The sequence below is a fragment of the Schaalia cardiffensis genome, assembly GCF_016405145.1.
In the GTDB taxonomy this organism is placed as follows: domain Bacteria; phylum Actinomycetota; class Actinomycetes; order Actinomycetales; family Actinomycetaceae; genus Pauljensenia; species Pauljensenia cardiffensis.
Genome location: NZ_JAEKIA010000017.1, coordinates 21,147 through 36,661 on the forward strand (window position 1 = coordinate 21,147; position 15,515 = coordinate 36,661).

At 62.2% G+C, this 15,515-nt stretch carries 10 protein-coding genes; 6 read left to right on the forward strand and 4 right to left on the reverse strand.

Translation table 11 applies throughout. The features are described from left to right. Window positions 1-85: 85 nt before the first annotated feature. Window positions 86-559, reverse strand: a complete 474-nt coding sequence (locus JFX23_RS08675; RefSeq protein ID WP_198776559.1) for a DUF2505 domain-containing protein — start codon at window positions 557-559, stop codon at window positions 86-88. An 88-nt stretch (window positions 560-647) separates the two neighbouring features. On the opposite strand from JFX23_RS08675, the gene JFX23_RS08680 reads away from it, so the two are divergent. Continuing rightward, window positions 648-2,108: a sensor histidine kinase gene (locus tag JFX23_RS08680; protein WP_005964617.1), complete on the forward strand. Its 1,461-nt coding sequence runs from the start codon at window positions 648-650 to the stop codon at window positions 2,106-2,108. Window positions 2,109-2,327: 219 nt separating this feature from the next. Here the strand turns inward: JFX23_RS08680 and JFX23_RS08685 are convergent, their stop codons facing one another. Together JFX23_RS08685 and JFX23_RS08690 are read right to left on the reverse strand one after the other, a co-directional pair. After that, window positions 2,328-2,576, reverse strand: coding sequence for a WhiB family transcriptional regulator (locus JFX23_RS08685; protein WP_005964615.1), 249 nt, complete (start codon window positions 2,574-2,576; stop codon window positions 2,328-2,330). Between the two features lie 134 nt (window positions 2,577-2,710). Beyond that, entirely contained in the window at window positions 2,711-6,214 is a 3,504-nt protein-coding gene (locus JFX23_RS08690) for an FHA domain-containing protein (protein WP_198776560.1), read from the reverse strand. Between the two features lie 239 nt (window positions 6,215-6,453). Here JFX23_RS08690 and ligA point away from each other — a divergent pair, with 239 nt between their 5' ends. Further along, window positions 6,454-8,814 carry an NAD-dependent DNA ligase LigA gene (gene ligA, locus JFX23_RS08695; protein ID WP_198776561.1) on the forward strand — a complete coding sequence of 787 codons (2,361 nt, stop codon included), beginning with the start codon at window positions 6,454-6,456 and terminating at the stop codon, window positions 8,812-8,814. Window positions 8,815-8,917: 103 nt separating this feature from the next. On the opposite strand, the gene JFX23_RS08700 is transcribed toward ligA, so the two are convergent. Beyond that, window positions 8,918-10,183, reverse strand: a complete 1,266-nt coding sequence (locus tag JFX23_RS08700) for a phospholipase D-like domain-containing protein (protein ID WP_198776562.1) — start codon at window positions 10,181-10,183, stop codon at window positions 8,918-8,920. Between the two features lie 101 nt (window positions 10,184-10,284). On the opposite strand from JFX23_RS08700, the gene gatC reads away from it, so the two are divergent. The 4 genes from gatC to JFX23_RS08720 all read left to right on the forward strand — a co-directional run bounded on the left by gatC (window position 10,285) and on the right by JFX23_RS08720 (window position 15,431). Further along, a complete protein-coding gene (gatC, locus tag JFX23_RS08705) occupies window positions 10,285-10,581 on the forward strand; it encodes an Asp-tRNA(Asn)/Glu-tRNA(Gln) amidotransferase subunit GatC (protein WP_005964609.1) in 297 nt (98 codons plus the stop codon). Further along, on the forward strand, window positions 10,581-12,086 hold the full coding sequence (gene gatA, locus JFX23_RS08710; protein WP_198776563.1) for an Asp-tRNA(Asn)/Glu-tRNA(Gln) amidotransferase subunit GatA: 1,506 nt from the start codon (window positions 10,581-10,583) through the stop codon (window positions 12,084-12,086). The genes gatC and gatA overlap by 1 nt, the downstream gene beginning before the upstream one ends. Continuing rightward, on the forward strand, window positions 12,086-13,582 hold the full coding sequence (gene gatB, locus JFX23_RS08715) for an Asp-tRNA(Asn)/Glu-tRNA(Gln) amidotransferase subunit GatB (RefSeq protein WP_198776564.1): 1,497 nt from the start codon (window positions 12,086-12,088) through the stop codon (window positions 13,580-13,582). The genes gatA and gatB overlap by 1 nt, the downstream gene beginning before the upstream one ends. Window positions 13,583-13,979: 397 nt before the next feature. Beyond that, window positions 13,980-15,431, forward strand: a complete 1,452-nt coding sequence (locus JFX23_RS08720) for an NAD-dependent malic enzyme (RefSeq protein WP_005964600.1) — start codon at window positions 13,980-13,982, stop codon at window positions 15,429-15,431. Window positions 15,432-15,515 lie beyond the last annotated feature (84 nt).

Genomic DNA, 15,515 nt, shown 5'->3' on the forward strand with positions numbered 1-15,515 from the left:
GCTGCCCAGGCATAATCCCCGCCCGGCCTTAGCTCAAACCCAGCCCGGCCTTGGCTCAAACCCGGATCGGCCTGGGCAATGGCGTTTAAGCCCGCTTTTCGAGATATTCAGCGGCCAGGTGCTGCTCTTCCTTGAGAATGCGGCCAGCCCGGGCGATCCCCTCCTGTTCGAGTTTGGAGCCGAAGAAGGGAACCGAGATCACAAGATCACCTGTAGCCACCCGAGTCGCTAAGGCACCACCGCTGAAAGTCGAAGAGATTGAGACTTTCAGCGGAGCCCCCTTGGCTGTGAGCCTCGAGGAGGCGGTGCGAGCCTCGCCCTCGCCACTCCACGTCTCGGTGAACTTGAGGCGAGCATCCTGGGCGATGAAGGCTTTAGTCGCCCCGGGAAGAAGGTCCGTGTTAAGCGGTCCGGATGCGCGGATGCTCCGCCCCTCGACCACGACTTCGAGCCCGGTGGTGAAGCGCTGGAATCGGGAGCGCAAGAACTCAGGGTCGAGGCTCATCGCTTCGAGATCGTCGAGGGACATCGGGTAGCTGAGGGTCTCGCTGAACTTCATGAAACTCCGATCATGGTGGGACGGGAAAGGATGAGAGGGGGAAGGGGGGTGGAGGGGATCGCCTCCAGGGCGCACTAGAGTGGATCCTATGAGAAGCCTGACGGATTTGGCAGAGGAGGCGTCGAACAACGCCCTGTCGGAGAAAGACATTGAGTGGCTCCACCTGCTGCTTGCGGACTGGCAGGTTCTCGCCGACCTTTCCGCCGCGGACCTGGTCTTGTGGCTCCCGACCGATGATGAACGCTTCATCGCGGCCGCTCATTGCCGCCCAGCGACCTCGACGACGGTTCACGTTGACGACATCATCGGATTGCATTTGCCTGTTGCCCGCGAGGTTGAAGTACGCCGCTGCATCGCCACTGGTCAGGTGGTGAAGTCTCCGAGCGCCTACTGGGCGGGGACCTATTCGATGCAGGAGACCTGCGTCCCCGTCCTGCACGACGGGCGCATCATCGCGGTCGTCACTCGCGAATCGAATCTTTCCTCGCCCAGGCTCTCCCTCGGATTCGAGTCGTGGACAATGAATGCAGCGGACATGCTCTGCCAGATGATCGCCCGAGGCGAATACCCATATGATTCGACGCCCTCCGTCACCGCCCACGGCGTTCCGCGCGTCCTCGACGGAGTCATCGTCATCGACGAGAACGGGCGTGTCGAGCATATGACACCGAACGCAACCTCGTGCCTGCGTCGTCTTGGAATCCGCTCGAATGTCACGGGGAAGATCCTCGCGCAAGAGGTGACGAATGTCGTTGGTGACGAGACGATGATCGAGGAGTCCATGCCGGTCGTCGTCATGGGGCGCGCCTCTTGGCGCACGGAAATCACCGCGCACTCTTCCACAATCACAATACGTGCGCTTCCCCTCGTTGAGGGGCGCAAGCGGCTGGGTGCAGTCATTTTGACGCGAGATGTTTCCGAGGTCCGCCGCCGCGAGCAAGAACTCATGACGAAGGATGCGACGATCCGCGAGATCCACCATCGTGTGAAGAACAATCTCCAAACAGTGTCAGCCCTGCTGCGCCTCCAAGCGCGCCGCTCTGATCAGCAGGGAGTGAAGGACGCGCTGTCCGAGGCTGAGCGTCGCGTCCAGGCGATCGCGACTGTGCACGCGGCCCTATCGCAGAATGTTGATGAGACCGTTGACTTCGACGAGGTCGCGCGTTCCGTTGTGAGAATGTCCGGTGCGGTGGCCTCAACAGATCATTCGGTCGAGGTCGTGACTGTCGGCAGTTTCGGAACGATCCCCGCTGATCAGGCACAAGCCCTGGCGACGGTACTCAATGAGCTCGTCGCGAACTCTGTTGAGCATGGGCTCGCCGATCGTGATGGACGCATCGAGGTCGGAGTGACGCGCGAGGGCGACTCCATGGTCATTACCGTGGCGGATGATGGTCTCGGCTTCGAGCCGGGAACCCCGATGACGGGACTAGGCACGCAGATCGTGCATCAAATGGTTCGTGGAGAGCTCAATGGTTCGATCGAGTGGAGTAGACGCGACGAGGGCGGAACACTGGTCACTGTGAAGATGCGAGTCGAACAGGACTGAAACTCCGAGCTGGACTGGAGTTCGTGGCTGGCCTGGAAACGTCGTGAGGCCTGGAGTTCCCGAGTCATGAGAGCTGGAGTTTTCGGTGGGGACTGGAGCTCTGAGCGAGAGCCTTGTGGGGCCATGAGGACAAAGCGATGCGGGGCCGAGCAGATGCTCGGCCCCGCGGTGGCATTGATGCTGAACTCGAGGTTCGCTGCCGCAGTCAGCTGCCTGTACTCAGGAGGCGCGGCGGGCGCGGGCGGCGCGGCGCTTGAGGGAGCGTCGCTCCTCTTCACTCATGCCGCCCCAGACACCGGAGTCCTGATTGTTGTCGATCGCCCACTGGAGGCAGGTCGCCTCCACCGGGCAGCTGTGGCACACAGTCTTGGCCTGAGCAGCCTGGGCGATTGCCGGACCGGTATTGCCGATAGGGAAGAAAAGCTCGGGATCCACACTGAGACAGGCGGCCTTGCTACGCCAATCCATCGTTGACACTCCTTTGAACTATGCCGAAGAACAAACTCACTCGCCCGTAGCGCTGAAGTAACGCCCGGACACCCGTCAGATAGTCTTGGGTACAAAGGGATGTCAGACAAGAGGTCTACGGCATAAAGGTCCTATTAACCCCTGTGGAAGTGGTCACGTCCCTCCTGGTGGGGGAGGACTCTGATCCGAGTCCATCGTCCCTGGAATCGGGCAACACCTGCATTTTCGCTGGAAAATCGGCCCGAATACGGCAGGGGAAGAGGGTGCGCTCCGCGAGAGAGTGAACGCAGACGCTCGGGGCTTGGGCACAAGAGCACCCAGTTCACTTCAGCTCCAGGAGGGGGCTTCGTCCATGATTCGGCCCCGTGACTCACGATTTTCGGTGGATTCCTCCCGAGTTTTCTCGCTATTTCGATAAGCGCATGTTCAAGATTTCCTCCATCGCCCTCGATGACCCACGGGGAATCGAAGAAAGACGAGGCCGATTGACAGGGCTCATCTGCTCTGAAGAGCAGGTCTTCTATGGGGAGCCACTGTGGGCCGCACAGGATCTCGCACACAGGAAAAGAGTGGGCATTGGCTCTGCTCGCATGGGGTGGCGCTCCCTCCTCTCTTTGACGCGCTCCCGTGTGGCTTTGCCGCGCTCCATTGAACTCGGGAGTCGCCCTGAGTTCGCGAGACTCGATGATCCCTTTCGCTGCGCTGAACTCGCAGGCCGCTTCCTCCCAGGTACTAACCAGAGGCTCCAACGCCGGGCGCGAGGAGAAGCCAGGACGGGCATCCCTTAGAGAAGAATCTCCTGTCGCCCTGTGCGCCACCGGGGAACAGAGCGCTTTCACACTCGACAGCTTGACCAGCGCAAGAATCCGCAGCACATCCCCCTCCTTCCACACCCAGCGTTCATCGCCCAGAGCCTGCCTCGAAGGCATGTGCCGCATCTGCGGCGCATGAGGATCGGGCCGTTCAAAACGCATCGAACAGCGAGCAAGGACCGGGTCATTCATCCGCGCTCCCGGAGCTGCGCACACAAGAACACCTGAGGCCGCTGCACAAGCATCAAGGCCCTCCGACCAGAGCCGCTCAGCAATGAGAGGCCCGAAAGCGCTCTCCATTGCTCGACGAGAACGCTCCACGTCCGCAATGACGAGGACGCACGCAGACTTCACCTCAGTGAAGAGCAACGCAAGATCGGCGCCCTCATCTGAGGGAATCCACGTCGCGGCGCCAAAATCACGGCGAAGACGCGCAAGATGCTCAGTGAGCGTCTCTCCAGCCTCGGGCTTCGACGAGCCTCTCTGGCCGAGCTGTGGAATCGGAGCGCACACATGAAGAGGGAGATTCTGCGCTGCAGCAATGCGAGCGCCCAGCGCGATCGCCCCTCGTGAAGCAAGCTCTTCTTCACTTCGGGGCGCAATGAGACCTACCCAGCCTCCATCCCATTGGAGCAGCCGGTGCTCACCCTCGTCGATCCCATCCACGAGGCCAAGGCCAAGGACCGTCCCCGACGCGGGCAATCGAGAAGAGCCCGAGGAACTGGTGCGGGCGCAGCCTTCGGCGATGAGGAGCTCACGGCTCCCCGGCGCCAAGGGAGGCAGGGGAACCCAGGGGAGAGGCTCAGGACGCTCCCACGTGCCTCCTTGGGTGACTCCCCCACAGCCCGCGAAGGCCTCTTCGCCTCCCTTAAGGGGCGCGCCCCCGGTAAATACCGGTTCCTCTCCGGTGCTCATGGCGAATTGAACGATCCCCCGATCGGCGATGATCGCCCGGCCTGGGATGCGCTCAAGCTCGGCACCAGCCCCGGAGGCGATGACATCCATCGAATCTGCGGGGCTCAGGCACCGCAAAGCGATCCGCAACTCGAGATTCGCACGCATGTCCGAACTCACCGCTCCCGCCGGACGCTGGGTTGCAGCGATCACATGGAACCCGAGCGAACGCCCCTGCGCGGCAAGGCGCACCAGGGCTCGGCTTCCATCCTCGTGCGAATCAATCAAGGCGCGGAACTCGTCGATCACAATGACGATCCGAGGACCGATCGTCTCGACGCGCCCCTGCTCATAGGCTCTCGCCCACGCGGCGTAATCCGGTAGGCCGAGTTCGGCGAGTTCACCTTCACGCCTGCGCAAAAGAGCGGACAGTGCGCGCAGGGCCCTCGCGCTCAAAGAAGCATCCAGATCCGTGAGCACTCGATCCACATGAGCAAGGCCTGCGAGAGGAGAAAACGCTGAGCCTCCCTTGTAGTCGAAGAGGATGAAACGCACTTCCTGCGGGGAATGACGCGCGCAGATTCCACGAATCCAGGTCAAAAGCGCTTCGGATTTGCCCGAGCCGGTAGTTCCCGCGACCAGGGCATGGGGTCCATCGGCAACCAAGTCCAAGACGAGGGGACCGTGGGCGTTGACGCCAAGGGGAGCTGTCAAGGAATGGAAGGGCTCGGACGCTTCCACATCGTGAAGAAGCTCAGCGAGTCCCAACGAAGGAGGCAAAAGGGACTCTGGATCATTCGCACCAAATTGTTCCCACCACAGGGGCGAGAGGGGCTTGCCGCTCGCGGACACGATCTGTTCGCACCACTCCGGGAGTTCACGAATGCTTGGAGCGGCGACGATCCTCCAAAGGGGAAGCCCCGCATCTGCTTTCGGGCGGTGGGGCGTAGGGCGTCCCGCTTCGAGGATCTCGACAATGACATTGTCGCTGCCGAACACTTTGCGGGCACCATCAGCGAGGACGAGGCACCCGCCTCCGATTCGCCGGAGGAGTCCCGCAGCCAAACGGGAAGCATCCTCGAGTGAGCCTTCCCCAATGACTCCGATGCTGCGCGGTGAAGCAGGAGTGCCGCAATCGAGGCTCGTGCTCGGCACAATCCCCAAGGGGCGAGACGCCCCAGGAAGAGGGATCATGATGGGTTCGTCAAAGGCACGCCCACCAGAAGATCCAAAAGGAGCACTACCTGCGTGGCCGGGAACACCACTGGGCAGGCGCGGCGAATAGGAGGCCGCCATTTGGGCGAGGTGAAGAGCCGTTCCAGCCTCGTCGGGCGGTGCGAGGGCCCTTCTTCGTCTTCTCCACGACAAGAAGAAGAAAACGAGGCCGATCAAGAGGCAGACGAGAATCGCATTCGTGAAGAGCGCAACGAGTCGAGACGATGAGCCGGAGAAAGCGAGGAAACGTGCGCCCAACACCACGAGGGAAAGGAAGGGGAGGATCATCAGCCAGCGCCTCCCTCGAGTTTGACGCTTCTCCTTCGCCAAACGAGGGGGCCGGTGGCGAAGCTCGAAAACATCCGCTCCGCAGCGCAGGCGTTCGCCTCGACGCATTCGCTGGGGGCGAGTGGAGTGAAGACGAATGGAGTGAAGAAGACGAGCTACGCCCCTGTGGATGACAGAGGTACCATTCATCGAGCCCAGGTCGCACACCTCGACGCGAGAAGGCCGCCCCGGGGTCACACTGATCGAGGCGTGCTCGCGAGACAAGGACGGGTCATGAAGGGACAGGGTTTGTGAGCGTCCGAGGACGGCGGGCAGCGGAATGAGGATCCCCGTATCGGGGCCGTCGATGCAGGCCAGGTGATATTCGCAGCGCAGGGCTGCACGAGCGCCAAAATGCGCAGGGCATGTGGCCTCTGCTGCTCTTTCCACTTCGCCTCCTCCACGTTTTCCTCGCTGTGAAGAATCGCCTGGAAGAAGGATGAAGCGCATCCGTCCTCGGCTCGGAGTGTGCAAGGAGCGTGGAGGGAGGGGGCTGTGGATAACGGAGCAGAACGTTCGTAGGGGGAACGCTCGCGGGGGAGGAGAACGCCCACAGGGGGAGCGGAGCGCTCGCGGGGAGGGGCGGGGCCCATGCCGAAGATGCCTGAGGCGGATGCGAGAATGACGCCATGAGCGAAACGGAATCCCAAGACCTCGCGCACACCCCTCACTGGCAGGCCGTGCGTGAGCGCCACGATGCCCTCGTACAAGTCATTGAGCAGGCTCGTCACGCCTACTACGACTCCGATTCGCCCCAGATGGATGATGCGGACTACGACCGCCTCTTCCGTGAACTCGAAGACATCGAACGCGAACACCCCGAACTCGCCGGAGCCGACTCGCCGACGGAATCAGTGGGAGGTTCGGCGCGCTCCGATTTCGCCGCCGTGCGTCACCTCGCGCAAATGACCTCGATCAACGATGTTTTCTCCTTTGAGGAACTCGCCGAATGGGAAGAGCGCGTCGCCAAGGACCTGGGGATCGACGAACCCGAAATGACGACCGAGGTCAAGATTGATGGTCTGGCGATCAACCTCCTCTACGTCGATGGGCGCCTCGAGCGTGCGGCGACTCGCGGCGATGGCTACACGGGCGAGGACGTATCGGCGAATGTTGCGACGATCCAGACGATTCCCCAAACCTTGAATGGAGGCCCCTTCCCTCATCGAGTGGAGATCCGCGGCGAGGTCTACATTCCGCTCAAGGACTTCGAGGCCTTCAACGAGGCCCTTGAAGCCCAGGGGAAAGCACGGCTCGCGAATCCTCGCAATGCCGCCGCAGGATCACTTCGTCAAAAGGACCCGGCGATGACCGCCGAGCGCCCCCTCGCGATGCTTGCGCACGGAGTTGGCTTCCTCGAGCGGGGAGATTCCGGCTTCGAAGCGCCCGACACTCAATTCGACTGGTATCGCAGGCTCGAATCCTGGGGATTGCCCGTCCCCGTTCACACGCGTCTACTCAAAGGGTGCGGCGCCATTGATGAGCGCATCCGCGAACTTGGCGATGCGCGAGACTCCCTGGACTACAAGATCGACGGCGTCGTCGTGAAGATCAACGATCTTGCCCTGCAGCGCAGCCTGGGCATGACCTCGCGCGCCCCGCGTTGGGCGGCGGCCTACAAGTTCCCGCCCGAGGAAGTCCACACGCGCCTCCTCGATATTCGTGTACAGGTGGGGCGAACCGGCCGCGTCACCCCCTATGGCGTGATGGAAACCGTCCTCGTTGACGGCTCCAGGGTCTCTCGAGCGACCCTGCACAATGCGCAGGAGGTCGCCAGGAAGGGTGTTCTCCTGGGTGACCTCGTCATCTTGCGTAAGGCCGGCGATATCATCCCGGAGATCCTCGGGCCCGTGCTCGCGGCCCGCACCGGCGAGGAACGCCCTTTCATCATGCCGAGCACCTGTCCCTCATGCGGAGCGCCCCTCGCCGCCGAAAAAGAAGGAGACGTTGATCTTCGATGCCCGAACAAGGAAGCGTGTCCAGCCCAGATCACGGAGCGAGTAGCCCATATCGGAGCCCGTTCGGCCCTCGATATTGAAGGTCTCGGGGACGAGGCCGCGCTCGCCCTCACCCAGCCGGAGGCTTCCCGTGAGGAAGTTGCAGCAGCACTTGTTGACGGCCACGCGATCATCCTCGAGGACGGGACGCGCCTCCTGCTCAAGGAGGTCGACCATCTGGCCCCTGCTGAGCGTCTTGCCGCGGCCGAAGCCCTCCTACCCCCACCCGCCCGCCCAGTTCTCACCCGTGAAGCAGATCTTTTCGATCTGAGTGCGAGAGAGCTGAAGGATGTGTTCGTGTGGCGGCCCGTGAAGGTCGAGGGCGAGGTCACGGGGGAGTGGATGCAGGTCCGCTACTTTTGGACGAAGGCCTATAAGGCTTCCATGAAGAAGGACGAGCCCGCCTTCATTCCGACTCCTTCCCAGCCTTCGAAATCGACCCTCGATATGCTCGCCGAACTGGAAAAGGCCAAATCTCAGCCTCTGGCGCGCCTGCTCGTCGCCTTGTCGATCCGTCACATCGGGCCCACAGCTGCGAAGGCCCTCGCCTCCGCCTTCCACTCAATGGACAATCTTCGCGCCGCAACGCTCGAGGAGCTGTCGAAAGTCGAGGGCGTGGGCGCCACCATTGGTGAGTCCCTCATCGAATGGTTCGCGGTCGATTGGCACCATGAACTGTTGGAACGCTGGGCAAAGGCGGGAGTTCACATGGAGGATGAGCCCACTGAAGCGGTGTCGAAGGTCCTCGAGGGCCTGACGATTGTCGTTTCGGGCGCCATGCCCGGATACGACCGCGAAGGGGCGAAAGAGGCGATCGTGCTTCGCGGAGGGAAAGCAACGGGCTCCGTTTCGAAGAAGACGAGCCTGGTCGTTGCAGGTCCCGGCGCCGGGTCGAAGGCGACGAAAGCGGAAGCGCTCGGTGTTCCCGTCATTGACGAGACTCGATTCCAGGATCTGCTTGATGGGGGACTAGCGGCCCTCGGCCTCGAATGATGTCCGTATGCTTCGAATGATTCCAATGCGCATGATTCGCGCGCACTGAGCAGCTGAGCGAGGCCGGTGTTCCAAGAAGCTGGGACCTCCTGCTCGGCGCGGATCAGACCATGAACTCGAAGGGGTGCAGCAGGCGCTCGGTGAAGCGGGTGAGCAGGTTGCGCCCTTCCCATTCCTCCACCGTGAGTCGGCGCGAGGTCGACAAGTCGTTCGCGAAGATCTCCTCCATGCGGGTTGCGAGCTCAGAAGAATAGAACTGCATATTGACCTCGTGATTGCCGCGCATTGAGAGCCGATCGATGTTCGCGGTGCCGATCGTGGACCACAATCCGTCAATTGTCATGGTCTTTGAGTGGACCATCGCATGCTGGTACAGCCAGATCTCAATGCCTTCGCGCAGCAGAGCCCCGTAGTAGGGGCGGGCGACCCAGTCGGCCAAAATGTGGTTCGAATACTCGGGGATCAGAACCTTCACACAAACCCCTCGACGCGCCGCGGAAATGAGGGCTTCGAGGATCTCCTTGTCCGGGATGAAATAAGCGGTCGTGATGAGGACCCGATCGGTGGCGCGTCCGATCGCGTCGATGTACATGCCCCGAATCGGGTAGAGGATCCGCTGGGGCATATTGATCGCGGAGGTGACCTCCGCTTCCCAGGTGCGCGCCCCCCGGTCGGGCAGTTGAGGTGCACGTCGGGGCTTGAAGTGGTTCCAAAAGTCGATGAAACTGTTTTCGAGTTCCCACACCGCATCCCCGGTGACGCGCACATGCGTGTCTCGCCATTCGTCGGCGAAGGGATTGCCGATGTTGTATCCGCCAACGAAACCGACCCTCGAATCGACGACGAGGATCTTGCGATGATCCTGCCCGGTTTTGCGCAGATTCAAAGTGAACAGGCCCGAACGGATCGTCGGGAACTTCTTCACCCACAAGTGGGGAAGGTCAGGGAAGACGAAGAAACGAGGATCCTGATTGAGCACCCCGAAACCGTCGTAGACGCAGTAGACCTCGACGCCGCGCTGCGCGGCCGCGATGATCGCATCCTTGAAGCGCTGCCCCCACTCATCCGAACGCCAGATGAAGGTCTCGAAATAGACGTGGTCTTTCGCAGTGGCGATCGCGTCGAGCATATCCGCATAGAGTGAGTGGCCCTCCGTGTAGGTCCTCACCTCGTTCGATGCGATCGCAGTGTCAGTGGGCGCGAGAACGGGGAAACCGTGGCGCCCACCCGGGATGCGCTCCTTGCGCACGCGGTCGATCGTGTGGATCGCCGCGATCGCGGTCGCCTGAGAAAGCGCGAAAGCGAGGCCGACCTTCTTCACAATCCCCCAGGTGCGGGCAGTGAAAAGGTGGGGGCGTCGTAGAGTCATGCATCCAAGGATACGAGGAGCTGGGCGTCCTCGTCCCTCAGGGAATCCCCTGGTCCGAGCGGCGTCACGCTTGTTCGGAGTCATTGAGTAGACTCGAGCCCATGTCACGCATCAGTACTGACGAGGTCGCCCGCGTCGCGGGCCTGGCCCACATCGCATTGACTCCCGAGGAGATCGAACGCATCGCCGGTGAACTGGACGTCATCGCGGCTTCCGTCGCGAAGGTGTCCGAGGTCGCCACCGCGGACATTCCGGCAACCTCGCACGCGATCCCTTTGACCAACGTTATGCGCGAGGACGTCGTGAGCCCGACCCTCGACCGCGAGGAGGTCCTCTCCCAGGCCCCGGCCTCTGAAGAGGGAATGTTCCTCGTTCCGCAGATCCTCGGGGAGGAATGATGAACGATCTTCTCAAGAAGTCCGCCCTCGAACTCGCGGACATGCTCGCAGCTGGTGAGATCACCTCGCTTGAACTCACGAGTGCCTGCCTTGATCGCATCGAAGCACTCAACCCCAGGATCAACGCCTTCCTTTACATTGACCGCGAGGGCGCCCTGGCGACTGCGGCCGAGGTGGATGCCAAGCGCGCTGCGGGGCAGGCCCTTCACCGCCTTGCCGGCGTTCCGATCGCCGTGAAGGACAACATCGTGACCCGTGGGATCCCGACGACCTGCGCCTCGAAGATCCTCGGCGATTGGCGCCCCCCCTACGACGCGACCGTGATCGAGCGCATCCACGAAGCGGGCCTTCCCATTGTCGGCAAGACGAACATGGATGAGTTCGCAATGGGTTCGTCCACCGAGCACTCCGCTTTCGGCGCGACTTTGAACCCCTGGGATGTTGAGCGAATCCCCGGAGGTTCGGGTGGCGGCTCGGCAGCTGCGGTGGCCGCATTCATGGTGCCTCTCGCCCTCGGCTCAGACACGGGAGGCTCGATCCGGCAGCCCGGCTCCGTCACCGGCACAGTCGGCGCGAAGCCGACCTACGGCCAGGTGTCCCGATACGGCCTCATCGCGATGGCCTCCTCTCTGGACCAGATCGGCCCGGTCACCCGAACGGTGTCCGACGCCGCGATCCTCACCGAACTCATCGCAGGCCATGATCCTTTGGACTCGACCAGCCTGGACGAGCCGGTCGCTCCGCTCCTTGATACTGTGACAGCCGTTGAAGCGCTTCGCACCATCAAGGGCCTTCGGGTCGGCGTCGTCAAAGAACTGTCCGGCGAGGGCTACCAAGAGGATGTCCTCGCGGCCTTCAATGCGAGCGTCGAGAAGCTGCGCGAAGCGGGCGCCGAGATCCATGAGGTTTCCTGCCCGAGCTTCGACTATGCGCTCGCGGCCTACTACCTCATCATGCCGGCCGAGGTGTCCTCGAACCTGGCGCGCTTCGATGGGATGCGCTACGGCATTCGTGTTGAGCCGAGTGAGGGGCCGGTTACGGCGGCCTCCGTCATGGCGGCGACCCGTGAGGCGGGTTTTGGTGACGAGGTGAAGCGCCGCATCATCCTCGGCACGCACGTTTTGTCCGCCGGATACTACGACGCCTACTACGGTTCGGCGCAAAAGGTCCGTACCCTCATCCAACGCGACTTCGAGCGCGTCTTCAACGAGGTCGACGTCCTCGTCTCCCCGACGGCCCCGACGACGGCCTTCAAATTCGGCGACAAGGTCGACGACCCGATGGCGATGTACCTCAACGATGTGGCGACAATCCCCGCGAACCTCGCGGGCGTGCCCGCAATGAGCATCCCGGTGGCCGTGTCCAGTGAGAACCTGCCGATCGGCTTCCAGATCATCGCGCCCGCACGCGCAGATCAGACCATGTACGAGGTCGCGGGGCTCGTCGAGTCCCTCAGCGACGAGGTCGCGGCCGCGTGCCCGGCTGCTTCCTGGGAGGAGAAGTGATGAGCGAGCTCATGGATTACGAGCAGGTCGTGAAGAACTACGACCCGGTCCTCGGCATTGAGGTTCACGTCGAGCTCGGCACGAAGACGAAAATGTTCGACGCGGCTCCGAATGCTTTCGGCGGAGACCCGAATACTTTCGTCACCCCCGTGTCGCTGGGCCTGCCCGGCTGCCTCCCGGTCGTGAACAAGCGCGCCGTCGAGTACGCGATTAAGATCGGCCTCGCCCTCAACTGTGAGATCGCCGAGTACTGCCGCTTTGCGCGCAAGAACTACTTCTACCCGGACTTGACGAAGGCCTTCCAGACTTCGCAGTCTGACGAGCCGATCGCCCACGACGGCTATGTCGATGTCGAGCTTGAGGACGGCACCATGTTCCGCGTTGAAATTGAGCGCGCGCACATGGAGGAAGACGCCGGTAAGAACACTCACGTCGGCGGCGCCGATGGTCGTATTCACGGTGCCGACTATTCGCTCGTGGACTACAACCGCGCGGGCGTGCCCCTCGTCGAGATCGTGACCCGCCCGATCACGGGAGCGGGTGAGCGCGCTCCTGAGGTTGCCGCCGCCTATGTGCAGACTCTGCGCGACATTTTCCGCGCCCTGGGAGTGTCCGAGGCAAGGATGGAGCGCGGCAATGTTCGCGCCGATATCAACGTTTCTCTTCGAGACACTCCGGACTCTCCTCTGGGCGTGCGTTCGGAGACGAAGAACGTCAACTCTTTTAGGGGAATCGCAAGCGCGGTGCGTTTCGAGATGCAACGCCAAGGAGCGATCCTCGCCGCCGGGGGAACGGTCGTTCAGGAGACCCGTCACTTCCACGAGGAAGACGGATCCACTTCTGCGGGCCGCGAGAAGTCGGACGCCGAAGACTACCGCTACTTCCCCGAACCGGATCTGGTTCCCCTCGTGCCCGCACGCGAATGGGTTGAGGAACTGCGAGCCGCTTTGCCCGAGCTTCCGGTCGCGAAGCGCCGTCGTCTGCGCGAGGAGTGGGGCTACGCCGATAAGGAGATGCGCGACGTCGTGAATGCGGGCGCGCTCGAACTTATCGAGGCGACCGTCAAGGCCGGCACGGAGCCCGGGGCTGCGCGCAAGTGGTGGATGGGCGAGCTTTCCCGCCGCGCCAAGGAGAACGAGTCCGCGCTCGAAGACATGCCGATCACTCCTGCGCAGATCGCAGAACTGCAGGGCTTGATCGACTCCGGTCGCATCAATGACAAGCTCGCGCGCCAGGTGCTCGAGGGTGTCTTGATGGGTGAGGGTTCGCCGAGCGAGGTCGTTGAAGCCCGAGGACTGGAGGTCGTTTCTGATGAGGGCGCTTTGAGGGTGGCCGTCCAAGAGGCGATCGACGCGAATCCGGCAGTCGTTGAGAAGATCAGGGGAGGCAAGGTCCAGGCTTCTGGCGCTCTGGTGGGTGCGGTCATGAAGGCGACGCGTGGTCAGGCTGATGCTGCGCGTGTGCGTGAGTTGATCATGGAGATGGTGGGCGTTTGAGTCTCGTGGAGTTGAAGCTCTTGTTGTTCAAGCCTTTGGGGCTGGAGTTACTGGGGCTGAAAGCTTGCGAGAGCTGAAATCCGATTGAGGCGAAGGCCGTGAGGATCCAAGATCCCCACGGCCTTCGCCGTCTTTGAACCTGTGGAGTTTCGCTGTCACTTGGGAAGGTCCTCGATTCTTCGCTGGCTTGCGGGGCGTGTGGTGCGCCTTCGACGCACCACATTCACGAGTGAGCTGTCTGCCAGCGCGTACGAACACGTCCTTTTCGGCGAGCTCAGGGGCGAAAGGAGACGAGTGCAGTCCACGATGCGCACTTGTCAAGACTTGAAGACTCCTGCCCTTTTAGTATTGAGATTGAACGAATAGCTGCGGCTTTGCCGCTTGCCTTAAGGACGACATGCGAACTTCTCCCTCCTACACAGCTTCCTACCGTGTCGAAATCGACGAATCCCGCGCCTCCATCGCGAAGGTCGTTGACGCCGTCACCGAAGTGGGCGCACAAGTCCGCGGACTCGATGTCGCCGAATCCAACCGCGGCCGTCTCGTCATCGACCTCACCTGTGACTTGGAGAATTCCACTCATCGACGAAGCGTTCGTGCGGCCCTGAAAGGGATCGACGGGGTGTTCGTCTCCTCGACCGCCGATCAGACTTTCTTGTCCCACGTCGGAGGCAAGATCGAGATCCGCTCGAAGGTGCCCTTGCGCAACCGCGATGACCTCTCGCGCGCCTACACCCCGGGTGTCGCCCGAGTGTGCACCGCGATCCACGACATGCCTCAAAAAGCCCATCTTTTGACAATGAAGGCGAACACCGTCGCCGTCGTCTCCGATGGGACCGCCGTCCTCGGCCTCGGAGACATCGGCCCGGAGGCGGCGCTGCCCGTGATGGAGGGCAAAGCGGTTCTCTTCAAGGAGTTCGGCGGAGTCGACGCCTGGCCGGTCGTCCTCGACACGAAAGACACCGAAGAGATCATCTCCATCGTCAAGGCCATCGCCCCCGCCTACGGCGGCATCAATCTCGAAGACATCTCCGCGCCGCGATGCTTCGAAATCGAAGAGCGCTTGCGCGCCGAACTCGACATCCCCGTCTTCCACGATGACCAGCACGGAACGGCGATTGTGGTCCTCTCCGCGCTGATTAATGCACTCAAACTCGTCGACAAGAAGATCGAGGACGTGCGCATTGTCGTGTCGGGCGTGGGCGCCGCAGGCAATGCGATCATCCGTCTGCTGCTCGCCCAGGGGGCGAAAGACATCGTCGGATACGGGCGCAGTGGTGCCCTCGCCGCAGATGAGACTGAGGGAATGCACCCGACGCGCAAGGCCCTCGCCGAGGCGACGAACCCGAGGCTCGTCCACGGCTCCCTCAAGGAGGGGGTGCGCGATGCCGATGTGTTCATTGGTGTTTCCCACGGCGATATCCTCGATGCGCAAGACATCGCAACCATGGCTGATAAGGCGATCGTTTTCGCACTAGCGAACCCGACACCTGAGGTCGATCCCCTTGGTGCAGCCCAGCACGCCGCAGTGGTGGCGACGGGCCGATCTGATTATCCGAATCAGATCAACAACGTCTTGGCCTTCCCGGGCCTTTTCCGCGGTCTCCTCGATGCGAAGGTCAAGGAGATCACGACCGAGGTTCTTCGCGTTGCGGCCGTGGCGATCGCTTCGGTGATTTCGGATGAGGAGCTGTCCCCCTCCTACATCATCCCGGGTGTTTTTGATGAGAGGGTCGCGCCTGCAGTCTCCCGCGCGGTGCGTCAGGCCGTGCGCGATTTGGAGACGATCGACATTCCCATCCAGGAGGACATCGACAACCGGGGTCTCTTTTCAGCTGATGAGCGCTGAACTGGTGGACTCAAGCGGTGGCTTCGCTCGGATAGTGGCGTAGCGCTCGCTTGGGGCGGGGTGGGCACCTTGAAGGAGGTGCCC